Raw genomic sequence first — 12,262 nt, 5'->3', positions numbered from 1 at the left:
AAGGTGTTTTGAGCGGCCCGTCATGACCACCTAGGTAGAGGGTGTGCTAAACATTAACCTCCAGGCTTAACAGCAAAAACGACAGCGTTTTGCCGTGCCCATCCAAGTTGAGGGCGCCGTTAACGCCCCCTTGCAGCACATCATCAATCACAAAGTTCATGCCTGCCAGGCCAGGTAACGGATAGCGCCGGACTCGGCTGGCCCCACGATGAGCAAATAGCGCTAGCACACGCTCCTCCGTCAACTGATCCATCAAGGCTGGGTAATGATCAGGATGATAGGCAAATAGCGCTATATTAAGACGCTCGCCCTTATCACCCGCCCGGGCATGAGCTACTTGATGAAGAGTGACCGAAGATAGTGAATGTACGTCGGTTGGGGGGTGCTCAGATTGCAACATAGCGTGGACTCCTATGTTCGCCGAGTGTGGCTGGCTCAAACAGACTGGCATGTGCATGAATATCGCTGCGCTTGACTAAATACGACGCGGTAAACACGCGTTGTTGAAACTGGCGACGTACGCCGCCGCCGCCAGCGGGTCCGGCACAATAAAGCGCGAGTAATTCTTGTGTTGCACGTGCCACCCAGCGCCGTTCGCCATGTTCTGCAGCTAGCCTGAGTCGAAAATCGCCGCTAGCAGAAGGCGGCATGCCACGCTGCAGCTCACCACTATCGCTATCAAAGACGCTGGCCAAGCCAATAATATCCAGGCGGGTACGCAGTTCGGCGGGAGCACGGAACACCAGCCGTTCACGCAGCACCTGGGCGGCCAATTGCGCCCTTGCCAGCGCATTAGGCCCGGCATAGGAGATTTCTGCTTCGCCCTGCCATCCCCCGTCGTAACATACCGTGGTTTTAAGCCGCTCAGGGGCAGGCTTGCCATGAATTCCGGTGACCTCCACACGATTGGGAGCCAGTTGACGCACTACCACATGAGAAAGATCCACCGTGACATCCGGGGTCAGGTAATTCGCCGGGTCGTGCACTTCATAGAGCAGCTGCTCTTTGACTGTTTGCTCGGTGACGCAGCCTCCGGTATTGGCAGGTTTGGTAATGACGAGGCGTCCGTCCTGCTCTACTTCGATAATCGGGTAGCCCACCGTGGAAAGCCCTGCCACGTCTTTAAAGCCCGGATCGGCAAAATAGCCCCCACTGACCTGAGCACCACACTCAGCCAAATGGCCCGCCATCATGCCGCAGGCCAAGCGGTCCCAATCATCCCAACGCCACTCAAAGTGATGCATTAACGGCGCTAAAAATAGTGCTGGATCGGCAACGCGGCCGGTGACAACGACGTCTGCCTCCAGCGCCAAGGCATCAGCCAACGCCTTGGCGCCCAAATAGACATTGGCAGAAATCAAGGCGTCATCGCTGGGCAGTTCGAGCCGTTCGGCTTCCCAGCGCTGTAAATCCACGTTATGCAGTTGCTGGCGAATATCATCACCATGTACTTGGGCAATCCGCACCTCCTGCCGGCCAAGCTGCGTGGCCAAGTCAGCGATAACCTGGCAGGCACCCTGCGGGTTCGCCGCCCCGAAATTACCCAGGATCTTAATATTGTGATCAAGGCAATCACGCAGCACCGGGGCCAGCAGTTCATCTAATAGCGGCTCAAAGCCACTTTCAGGATTCTCACGCATCGCCCGGTGGGCAGCGGCAAGGGTTCGCTCACCCAAGGTTTCAAACACTAAGGCAGCGGGCTGCTGACGTTTGATCAATTCGGCCACCACCGCCACGGCTGCATCCGTTCGGTCACCAGAAAAGCCCGCCCCGCTACCAAGTAAAAAGCTCATGGATGTGTCTCCTTGGTTTGATGAGAGGTTTGTTGAGGGTTCTGATGAGAGGCCTGAAGGGAGGAGTGATCGACGGCTTCGTTGTCCAGCAGTGCACGGCGGCGACTAAATAGCGCCACGATGAGCACCAGCGCCGCCAGCGTGGTCAGCCAGCCGGGTGTTAACGCAAGACCAATCACCGCGATCAGCGCGACCGCATCAATCAACCGCTTACCGGTCATGGCCACACGCGACATCAATGCGGCAAACGCGATAACGAACACTACGCCCTGGCTCGCGGCCAAGGCGATATCCAGTACACTGCCAAACCCCGCCAACGCTGGATAAATCAAAAGCAAGAAGGGAATCACATAGATAGCAGCTGCCAAACGTACCGACTCAACCGCCGCGGGCAACCAGTTAGTGTCGGCAATACCTGAGGCCACGAACACCGCAATACACACCGGCGGCGTAATAACCGATAGCGTGGCAAAGTAAAAGACAAACAGGTGAGCAATTAACGGCTCAACGCCGATGGCGGTGAGCGCTGGCGCCAACACAGAGGCCACCAATACGTAAGCTGCCGTGGTGGGAATGCCCATACCCAAAATCAAGCACACGCCGCCTACGATCAGCGCTACCAGGAAAAGCGATTCACCGCCTACCGTGACAATCAAACTTGCGAGCGTCACGCCAATGCCGGTCATCCCGATCATGGCGACCAGTATCTGCGCGCCAGCAAGTAGTACGCCAATAATCACCATACCTTTACCGGCATCGACCAAGCCGGCTATTAGCTTGCCGAGTATCTCGCGCAGCGGCATTTTGGAGAGTAAAGCGAAGGGCACAAATGTCAGCACGGTCATCAGGATGCCGTAAAACGCCGACATCTGGATCGAGCGGCCGCTAAGCACGCCGTAAAACAACCCACCTAGTGCGGCCAGAATCGGAATAATACGCTCAGCTCGCAACACGTCAGACCAGCTAGGTAGTTCGTCATCAGGGACGACCTGCAGCTGGCGACGCTTAGCGACCAAGTGAATGGTTACAAACACGCCCAAGTAGAACAGTATGGCGGGTAGCAACGCCGCCAAGGCAATGCGCAGGTAACTTTCGCCTAGAATCTCGGCCATGATAAAGGCCGCCGCGCCTAGAATCGGCGGTGCAATCTGCCCACCGGTCGATGCCACCGCTTCCACCCCTGCCGCGAACGGGCGAGGGTAATTTAAGCGCTTCATCATGGGAATAGTGAAATTACCCGTGGTCGCCACGTTGGCCACTGCACTGCCGCTCACCATGCCAAACAACCCAGAGGCAACGGTGGCGACTTTGGCAGCGCCGCCTGGTGAGCGTCCGCTGATACGTAGCGCCAAATCCATAAAGGTGGTGCCGCCTCCGGTATGCAGCAGCAAGCAACCAAACAGCACGAACGCGGCAATGGTGGTGGCCGCCACCCCTACCAACATGCCCCACACACCTAAATCGCCGAGGTAAAGCGTTTCGGCCATGTAGTAAAGGTCGAACCCACGATGACCAAGCGGGCCAGGGATAAACGCCCCTAGCCACGCATAGGCTAGCCCGGCTACGACCAGCAGCGGGAATATAGCCCCAATCGCACGACGCGAAAGCTCTAAAATAGCTACCAGCAGCACGCCAGTCAGCAGCATATCGCGGGGTGTCGCCCAGGGTAGTTCGACCAGAATTTGTTCATGGTTCATTGCCACATAGCTGCAGGCCAGCACGACGCCTACCGCTAACAGCATATCAATGACAAGCCCCAGCGGGCGCCAGCGCTTGCCGTCCCCTAACGGGTAAACAGCAAGCCCTAGCAAGATGACCAGCGTGAGAAAGATACTCCGCTGAATCAAGCTCTCAAACGGCCCCGTCGCGGAGGTGTATAGGATTAGCCCGCCTAGCAGCAGCGCCAACCCTTTGGTGACTATCTCACGCATGATCATCTGCTCCGATTGGCCTTACTGGACAGGCTGCAAGGCGTCGGGAATGTCATACCCCTGCTCTTCAAAATAACGCGCGGCGCCTGCGTGTAGCGGCACCGTGCCCACCTCTAAGGTCATCTTGGCGATATCCGCATCGCGCATGGCGGCAAACGCATTTACTTGTGGCTCGGGATTTTCCATCACGGCTTTAACAATTTGATAGGCGGTTTCTTCGTCCATGTCCGGACGAGCATGCACGGCCACACCAAACGCCCAGGTGGTGTAAGCGGGGATACCGTCTGCCGCCCCTTCCGGAATATCCACGATGGCTACATCGGGCATTTCACTGCGCAGCGTGTCGGCCTGCTGTTCATCCAGCGAGAGAACGCTGATGGGCGTAAAGGTAGCGATATCCATCGAAGACCCATCCAGTCGCTCGCCAACCCCCGACTTGACCGACCCCATCACCCGGCCATCTTTCATCGCATCGACCATGTCGGTGGTGGAGCCACGAACGTAATCCGGCTCGATGCCAAGCGCACGCATGACGGCTTCGGTAGTTTTCTCGGTGGCGGAGCCAGTAATACCGGGATTGAAACGAACACCGTCTAAATCAGCGAAGGCGGCCACGTTGGCATCCTGGCGCATGACGGCATTTTGGGGGGCGACGGTATAAACCCATAGCAGGCGGTTATCGACCGGACGACCTTCAAAATCCTCTTTTCCGGCGTAAGCGTGATACCCGGTGTTAGTGGTGACGAGCCCCATATCGATTTGATCGCGTCCTAAACGGCGCAGGTTATCGACAGTAGCCCCGGTTTCAGCAACCGAAGAACTGACGCCTTCCAATTGGTTATTAATGATCTGGTTAACCGCCACAAAATAACTGTAGTGGCTGGAAGAACTGGAGGTAGAACCGATCAACAGACGCTCATCGGCATGAGTGGTAGTAGCGGCCAACACCGCGGCGCTGGCGACCATGGCGGTAAGTAGCGTTTTCATTGTGTCTCCAGGCCCGCTTGGCGAGCCGTTGTTATTGTATAAAGGTTTTTATAAAAATCGCTGATCACGATTCCTGCACCGTGACGGAGTTAGCATGGTCTGCGAATTTAGTTTTGTATATTGAATAGTTTTTAATGTGTGTTTTACTTTATAAATGAATCCAAGCATCCAGCAGTTGCGTGTTTTTGTTGCCGTCGCCCATTCGCGGAGCCTCGCGGAAGCCAGCGAGCGCGTGCACCTTTCCCAGCCAGCGATATCCATTGCGCTACGTAAGTTAGAAGAAAGCGTGGGCGGGGCCCTGTTTGCCCGTACCACCCGCCAACTGGCGTTAACGCCGGAAGGCGAGGCATTCCTGCCTGTGGCAGTCAGGCTATTGAATGACTGGAATGAAGCCTTTGAAGACTTAAATGATCAGTTTTCCAAACAGCGAGGCAAAGTCACCGTCGCTGCCTTACCGACTCTGGCAGCGGGGCTATTTCCCCACGTCATTAAGCGCTTTCATGAGGCGTATCCGCGCATCAATCTAAGCCTGCATGATGTGCTCGCCGATCAGATCAACCAAATGGTGCGTGAGGGCCGCGCCGACCTGGGGCTTTCCGTGCCGCCCAGTGACGCCGACGATCTCTCTTTTGAGCCGGTTTTGGAAGATAGCTATGTGGCCGTCTGCCCCAGCGGGCATCCGCTTCTGAGACAGTCAACCGTGGCCTGGCAGCAGCTCGCGGCCTATCCGTTTATTGGTATTAACCGTCTTTCCAGCTCACGTCAGGATATCGACCGTATTATGCAGAGTGTCGGAGAACGATTGGATATTTTGTGTGACGCGCGCCAAATCGCTACGGTCGGCCGCATGGTGGCAGCGGGACTGGGCATTAGCGTGTTGCCCTCGCTCAGTTTTCGACAAATTGCCAGCGAGGGAATTGAGCATCGCCCGCTCGTTGCCCCCACCATCCGCCGTGAGCTGGGCATTATATTGAGCCGTCGTCACCCCCCTTCCGCCGCGACGAGTGCACTACGCCACCTTATTTTTCATCATCACTAACGGCGAGCCATAAAACCTTTTTTCAGCACTGCTTTCTCTACAAGCCAGGCAGTAATCTGGCAGACTAGAGGCGACGAACATCCATCTGAATGAGCGAGAATCAACGATGAGCGATACTGCAAAACCCTGGACACAACCCATGCCCGATGCGCAGTTCACACTGATGCGCGACATACTGGCCGCCCCCAGCCCGGTAGGCTTGGAAGCCGCCATGACGTATGGCGTGCTGAAGCCGCATTTTGAAAGCTTTGCGCCAAGCGACTGGCACCTTCATCAGTTCAAGGGTAACGCAGGCGTCGTGCTGGACACCCACCCCGGCCGCGACGATATGTTTAAAGTCATGATCATCGGCCACGCGGACAAAATCCGTATGCAGGTGCGCTCGATTGGCGAAGACGGCAAGATCTGGATCAACACTGACTCGTTTCTGCCTACCGTGCTGATCGGTCATGAGGTAAAACTGTTCAGCGAAGACCCAGAGGCCCCTGGCAGCTACCGCAGTATTGAAGGGGGCACGGTAGAAGCGCTGGGCGCCATTCACTTCTCTGACCCAGCCCAGCGTGATGGCAGTAAAGGCATCAAGAAAGAGCAGATCTACCTGGATCTGCAAATTCATGGCGAGAACAAGAAACAGCAGGTGCTGAACCTGGGTGTGCGGCCCGGCGACTCGATCATTTTCGATCGGCCCATTCGTCCGGGCTTTAGCCCCAACACGTTCTACGGCGCCTACCTGGATAACGGCTTAGGCTGTTTTGTGGCGGCAGAGGTAGCACGCTTGATTGCTGAAGCAGGCGGCACGCAAAACGTGCGAGTACTCTTTGCAATAGCTAGCTACGAAGAGATTGGTCGCTTCGGCAGCCGCGTGATGGCGGGTGAAATGAAGCCGGATGCCTTGATTGGCGTGGACGTGAATCACGATTATGTCGCTGCCCCAGGCATTGGCGACAAACGCATGCAGCCGTTGGAAATGGGTAAAGGCTTTACCATGTCGGTAGGCTCGATCGCCAGCGAGCAGTTAAACCGCATTATTGCGACAGCGGCTAAAGAGCACGATATTCCGCTGCAGCGCGATATTGTCGGTGTCGACACGGGTACCGACGGGATGGCAGGCGTATTAGCATCAATTGATAGCGCCGCTACCTCCATTGGCTTCCCTATCCGCAATATGCACACCATTTCAGAAACGGGTCACACTCAGGATGTCATGGCAGCCATCCACGCGCTTACCCATACCCTGCAAGCGCTTGATAAACTGCCTGATCTACAACGTGAGTTTTTGGTTAATCACCCGCGCCTGGATCAAGCGAGTCCTTTAGCCCATCAGGGCAGCGAGAAACCGTCGAGCAGCGACGATGAAAGCCAGGAAGGTAAAGGCCAGGAAGATAAAAAGTAGAAATAAAACGAACGTATAAAAATAAAACAAGCGTATAAAAAAGAAGCCCCAGCCATTCCATGGCGGGGCTTTATCACCTTTCCTTGTTTTTTCTCACAAACATCCTGTTTATGCTTCCATGAGTCCTCTAGGTCTTCCCGACACTATCTTCCCTGTTTCCACTTCCTTGTGGTATGTAGCTACAGTGGACCTTATAACCGCTGATTTATCTAACCTGGGTTATCAAACCGAAAAAATAATGTTTAAAAGTTTAAAAGCTTAAAAAAAGATTCTATGTGCCAATTTAACACACCATTTAATTTTATTTCGCGTGGCGAATCTCACCAATACTGCTTATACTTTTAAAGCTACCAGTAATAATAAAGCTCTACATGGATGTTACCACGCCTGTACCAACACTAACCCAAGCGGTAGGAGGTCAGCGTGCGCGATATAACAATTAGTCATAAAGTCAAAGGCATAGATGTCATCTGTCGGCATTGCGGTAACGCTGAGTCAGCTAAAGACTCATTTCTAAAACACTTTCGCTTAGAAGGCACTGGAAAAAACAGCACATCGCTGCGCTGCCTTTATTGCCAAACGGCGACTGAAGTACCAATGAGCGAACTAGGCTCACTTTACTATCACCATGCTTGCTAATGACAGACTGTGCTAATAAAGAAAAAGAGGGAGCTGTCAGTTTGCAGCTCCCTCTTTTTTATAAAACACTGTTTTATAAATCACAAATCAATATTAATTAAAACAACATAAACGTGTCATCAAGCTGACAAATATAAAGGGTATGGAAAGCGCACGATCAACAGCCTGAAGCGAAGGAGCACCCCATCCCTGCCATCAGCTCCATGAGGTACATGAGGTACATGAGGTACATGCGTTGCCTACTGCCTGAAATAGAGCCCTTCGTAGATATAAACACCATGGCGGAACACGAGAACCTTGTAGGCCATGTGATAATAGGGCCATGAGATAGAAAAGAGAGCGTTTGGAGCCAATCGCACCACGCCGTTAGAGCAGATGATGATGCCCAGCTTGCTGACATAAATTTTATTAAAAACAATGTTTACCGAATAAAATGCTAATAAACTGCCAAGTAAGGAAAACATCTCTTCATTAAAACAAGCGTATAAAAAAGAAGCCCCAGCCATTCCCTGGCGGGGCTAGATCAACACGTCCTTGCTGCGTCTTCGCTAACATCCTGTTTGCGCTTCCTTGACACTACCAGGCTTTCCTAGCCAATCTTCCTTGCCGCCTTTTCCCTGTGCTTGATAAGTAGAATGCCCTTTAGAGCGCAATATATATCTAACATAGATCATTAACTATTAATTTTTTTATAATTATTTTAATACGACCGTTTAAACCTAACTAACGAAAATTCAAAGTCGCCTCGTTTTTTTCAACTACCACACAACAGACAAATCACTCAATTAAACAATCTAATACTGCCTTCATGACCTTTGTCACCCGCTATGCATGAGACATTAATTAACAACGCCTTTACTTACAAAAATTTCATTATTTCTTGATAAAACCATCATTATTTTTTAACAAACAAGACTTTAGGCGTCTTTAAAACAAAAAACCCGGCCTTTCCTTGGCCGGGTTTTTATCAGGTCTTCCTTGAACTTACTTTACAAACATCCTGTTCGTACCTCCTTGTGCTATGCAATCGTTCCTTGTTTGCTCTTCCCTGTCGCGAGTTCCCTTCGCTGTGCGCACACAATGCGCTTTATAGCCCTATGTTTATCTAACCTATGATATGTAATAGCAAAAAAATTATAATTTGGTCACTTTTTGAATGCCGCTCATAACAACCGTTTTCAATACCGACACCGTCCCTAGAGCCCCGACTAAAGCGCAAGGAATGCCTCTCGCGGTACATTCCCCACTCTTACCCAGGCCTGTTAAGCTATTGCATATAGCGCCATTAGTCATCGTTAGGATTAACCACAAGTGAGTATTGAAGCGCGGGGTTTTTATCGCAATGGACCGGCACATCGTCAACAGCAAGCGAGTAGCTTTGCTCTGATTCGGCGTCAGTTTGACTTTCGATCCATTGAAATTGGCCACTGGGTGACTAACGCTGAACGTGACCGGGCCGCCGAGCTGTTCCACGATGCGTTATGCGATCTCATGCTAATCCTACAGGGGCCAGAAGCATTGATTTCGCTACGTGGCTCATTGGCGCTGCAGTATGGCAGCGGTGGCCGACCGGGCGTTGCTGCCCATTATATTCCTAGCCAACGAAGCTTTGCGCTGGCCAAAAACGCCGGACCTGGCAGCATCGCGCATGAATGGTTTCATGCTTTTGACCATTACGTTGCCAAGAAATGTTTTCGCAATATACACCACGATATATTCGCATCCGCTGCATGGCTGGCTAATTCGCCCCCCATTCCCCATCCGCTTAATCAATTGCTCATGCACTGTTTCAAGACCATTCTGTTGCGGCCCCAAGGTGATCAACCTAGCGAGCTGTTCCAACACTCGGTACAGATGGATAGAAAACTCGGCCAGCTCTACTACAGCAAACCTGAAGAGCTGTGCGCACGTGCCTTTGAAGCCTTTGTGCAAGATGCCTCCATTACCAATCATTTCCTAGTCAAAGGCACCAAAGCGTCCCCTGAAGCGGAAATGGGTCTTTACCCGCAGGGCGAGCAACGAAAGCAGATAAATATCGCGTTCGGTCGCTATTTTGAAGGTTTAGGAAAGGCACTAAACAGAGAGACATAAGCTTGCTCGTAGTCAAGGCACGCTGCAGGCGAACGCCAACGTGCGAAATCGCCCAATCACGACTATTCTAAAGTATCGTTCATTGATCAAAGGAAAAGAAAATGCCATCTACCACTACCATTGTCGTCATTGTCGTCGTCGTTGTTGCCGTGATGGGTATCGGCTTCAGCGGAGGTCTGCCCTTTTAAACACCAGCGAGACGTACATATAAACCTTGATTATAAACTAAGTTAAATGCTGGCAGCCTATGTGCCTGTCATACTCCCGCTCTTTATGTGTTACCTATCAAGCTTTATCGAAAGCCTAATGACATAGGACGAGAGTAGGTTGGCCTTCTCAGAGGCTAGCCTGCGGCTCTCATATCATGAATCACGCTAATGCAACCACTCCGCTGGCAGCTAAGAGTAGTAAGCAAATCTTTATCCAACTTAGCTTGATACCGTATGAATTGCAGAAGGGGCCATCTTTACTGCTATTTTTCATTTAGGTCACATGGGCAGGCAACGCTGAGCTACACTTTTATAAATATGTATACATATACTTACATTAATCTTCGTCAGTGGGCTTCGCCGTGAGCGATTGAGCACATGAGCGAATAAGCAGAGACACTGTAGCGTAGGGCTTCAAGCCTGCACACTAAGGAGCCAACCATGCCGACAGCCCCCTACCCTCACAATAACGTTATGATTCGTAAGTTAGAAAGTAACTTCAAACTTACCGATGAAGAAAAGCTGGCCCTTCAGGAGGTGCCGGTACACATTGTCGATATCAAGTCTAATCAGGACTTCGTCAAAATAGGCGATCGGCCCACTCAATGCTGCGTGATCCTTGAGGGCTTTTCATGCGTGTATAAATTGACCATGGAAGGCAAGCGCCAAATAATGGCGCTGCATGTGCCCGGCGACATCCCTGACTTACAAAGCCTTCACCTGGATATCATCGATATTAATATTGCTACTATCAGCAACTGTAAAGTCGGTTACGTACAGCATGATGATTTATATGATTTATTTAAACGTCACCCTCGACTCAACGATGCCTTTTGGCGTCAGACCCTAGTGGACGCCGCCATCTTCCGAGAGTGGCTGTTGAATATTGGTCAACGAGAAGCCTATACACGCATAGCTCATATCATCTGCGAAATTGTACTTCGCTTAAAAGCGGTAGGATTAGCCGATGACCAAACGTTTATGATGCCCGTTACGCAAGCTGAGATGGCAGATGCCACCGGAATTACCCCTGTGCATATGAATAGAGTGCTGCAGGCGCTACGCAACGATGACTTGATCCGTGGTAAAAGAAACCAGGTATACATACCTGATTGGCAAAAACTGGTGAAAGCAGGAGAGTTCGATCCCATGTATCTTCATCTCGTGCCATAAATTAAATAGGGGTTGGACTAGCCTTCGTTGTACTAATTTTCGTTTATTTTCCAGCTTCAACTGGCCGCCCTGTAGGGCGGTTTATGCTATTGACAGCCCCTGCCATCGTTTGAGCAAGGCAGGCCTGAGCTTTATAACGTTTATTAAAAATAAGGTGTATGCATTGCATACACCTTGTCTCTTTATAGCAACCATCTAGTTATAGTAACCACCTAGGCCAGACGCGGTGACGCTTACTCAGACTCTTATTCGGACTCTGTTTCCGTGTCTGAGTCGTTTTGATCGTCTGACGTTAGCCTGTCAGTAGCGTCTTCGCTATTTTCGCTACCGACAGGCGCAGGTGGCGTTTGATTGCCGCGTTGGCTTGCAGAGCCTTGTTGGTTGCCGCGATTATTGCTACTTAAACTATCCTGTTCACTCTGCTGGCGAGCAGCATCTTGCATACCTTGTAAATAGCCTTGCCGGTAGCCTCTCACCAGGCCTTGTTCAAGCCCCTCCGCTTTGCCATCGATATAGCCTTGCAGGAAAATATAGGAGTCCTGCGCGTGGCGCTGTGATGCGGAGCCTTGCGACTGATCATAGCGGTCACTTTGCTGGCTTCTGCTCTGGTTACCATACTGATCGCTACCATATTGGTCGCTATTAGACTGGTAGCGCTGATGATGCTGCCCACCAGACATCTGGTTACGCTGCTGATCTCGTTGGTCGTATTCAACGCCATAGCGATTTTGAGACTGGCGGTTCTGGCCTTGCCACTCCTGGTTACGCTGGCGATCACGCTGATCGTAATAATCAGCATTGCGGTCATTCTGATACTGCTGGCCGCTTTGGCTATCCCACGATTGATAGTTTTGCTGATTGCGCTGGGACTCGTTGTACCTGTCGCTATTGCTAAAATTATTATCTTGCTGTGCCATCGCCACATGGCTAGCCAGTGCAGTTGATATGGCAGTCGCAATCATTAGTTTTTTAAACATTACCTTCTCCACAAGACCGGCTTAGCTTTT

At 51.6% G+C, this 12,262-nt stretch carries 9 protein-coding genes; 4 read left to right on the top strand and 5 right to left on the bottom strand.

What is annotated here, in order from left to right:
• Positions 1 to 46 precede the first annotated feature (46 nt).
• The 4 genes from ACFFLD_RS09000 to ACFFLD_RS08985 are packed head-to-tail and all read right to left on the bottom strand — an operon-like array spanning position 47 to position 4,711.
• Positions 47 to 400 carry an AtuA-related protein gene (locus ACFFLD_RS09000; protein ID WP_386039286.1) on the bottom strand — a complete coding sequence of 118 codons (354 nt, stop codon included), beginning with the start codon at positions 398 to 400 and terminating at the stop codon, positions 47 to 49.
• The gene (locus ACFFLD_RS08995) at positions 387 to 1,793 is read right to left on the bottom strand and encodes an acyclic terpene utilization AtuA family protein (protein ID WP_386039284.1); all 1,407 of its coding nucleotides are present in this window, start codon (positions 1,791 to 1,793) and stop codon (positions 387 to 389) included. Before ACFFLD_RS08995 ends, ACFFLD_RS09000 begins: the two co-directional genes overlap by 14 nt.
• The gene (locus ACFFLD_RS08990) at positions 1,790 to 3,724 is read right to left on the bottom strand and encodes a TRAP transporter permease (protein WP_386039282.1); all 1,935 of its coding nucleotides are present in this window, start codon (positions 3,722 to 3,724) and stop codon (positions 1,790 to 1,792) included. The genes ACFFLD_RS08995 and ACFFLD_RS08990 overlap by 4 nt, the downstream gene beginning before the upstream one ends.
• A 21-nt stretch (positions 3,725 to 3,745) precedes the next feature.
• Entirely contained in the window at positions 3,746 to 4,711 is a 966-nt protein-coding gene (locus tag ACFFLD_RS08985; RefSeq protein ID WP_386039280.1) for a TAXI family TRAP transporter solute-binding subunit, read from the bottom strand.
• Positions 4,712 to 4,865: 154 nt separating this feature from the next.
• Between ACFFLD_RS08985 and ACFFLD_RS08980 the strand changes: the two genes are divergently transcribed.
• From ACFFLD_RS08980 to ACFFLD_RS08965, 4 genes are all read left to right on the top strand, one after another.
• Positions 4,866 to 5,750 carry a LysR family transcriptional regulator gene (locus tag ACFFLD_RS08980; RefSeq protein ID WP_386039278.1) on the top strand — a complete coding sequence of 295 codons (885 nt, stop codon included), beginning with the start codon at positions 4,866 to 4,868 and terminating at the stop codon, positions 5,748 to 5,750.
• 106 nt (positions 5,751 to 5,856) lie between these two features.
• On the top strand, positions 5,857 to 7,143 hold the full coding sequence (locus tag ACFFLD_RS08975) for a M20/M25/M40 family metallo-hydrolase (RefSeq protein WP_386039276.1): 1,287 nt from the start codon (positions 5,857 to 5,859) through the stop codon (positions 7,141 to 7,143).
• Between the two features lie 1,950 nt (positions 7,144 to 9,093).
• Positions 9,094 to 9,873, top strand: coding sequence for a CLCA_X family protein (locus tag ACFFLD_RS08970; protein WP_386039275.1), 780 nt, complete (start codon positions 9,094 to 9,096; stop codon positions 9,871 to 9,873).
• Between the two features lie 650 nt (positions 9,874 to 10,523).
• Positions 10,524 to 11,255, top strand: a complete 732-nt coding sequence (locus ACFFLD_RS08965) for a Crp/Fnr family transcriptional regulator (RefSeq protein ID WP_386039273.1) — start codon at positions 10,524 to 10,526, stop codon at positions 11,253 to 11,255.
• A gap of 245 nt (positions 11,256 to 11,500) precedes the next feature.
• Here ACFFLD_RS08965 and ACFFLD_RS08960 read toward each other — a convergent pair whose 3' ends face one another.
• A complete protein-coding gene (locus ACFFLD_RS08960; RefSeq protein WP_386039271.1) occupies positions 11,501 to 12,232 on the bottom strand; it encodes a hypothetical protein in 732 nt (243 codons plus the stop codon).
• Between the last annotated feature and the right edge of the window lie 30 nt (positions 12,233 to 12,262).

Origin of the sequence: Vreelandella sulfidaeris (assembly GCF_042429665.1) — a bacterium.
In the GTDB taxonomy this organism is placed as follows: Bacteria; Pseudomonadota; Gammaproteobacteria; order Pseudomonadales; family Halomonadaceae; genus Vreelandella.
Note: the sequence above shows the minus strand (reverse complement) of the source record. Positions and strands in the feature narration are given on the sequence as shown.

Coding starts and splice junctions, on each gene's coding strand:
- ACFFLD_RS09000 (WP_386039286.1), bottom strand. CDS start 400: ATGTTGCAATCTGAGCACCCCCCAACCGACGTACATTCACTATCTTCG.
- ACFFLD_RS08995 (WP_386039284.1), bottom strand. CDS start 1,793: ATGAGCTTTTTACTTGGTAGCGGGGCGGGCTTTTCTGGTGACCGAACG.
- ACFFLD_RS08990 (WP_386039282.1), bottom strand. CDS start 3,724: ATGCGTGAGATAGTCACCAAAGGGTTGGCGCTGCTGCTAGGCGGGCTA.
- ACFFLD_RS08985 (WP_386039280.1), bottom strand. CDS start 4,711: ATGAAAACGCTACTTACCGCCATGGTCGCCAGCGCCGCGGTGTTGGCC.
- ACFFLD_RS08980 (WP_386039278.1), top strand. CDS start 4,866: ATGAATCCAAGCATCCAGCAGTTGCGTGTTTTTGTTGCCGTCGCCCAT.
- ACFFLD_RS08975 (WP_386039276.1), top strand. CDS start 5,857: ATGAGCGATACTGCAAAACCCTGGACACAACCCATGCCCGATGCGCAG.
- ACFFLD_RS08965 (WP_386039273.1), top strand. CDS start 10,524: ATGCCGACAGCCCCCTACCCTCACAATAACGTTATGATTCGTAAGTTA.
- ACFFLD_RS08960 (WP_386039271.1), bottom strand. CDS start 12,232: ATGTTTAAAAAACTAATGATTGCGACTGCCATATCAACTGCACTGGCT.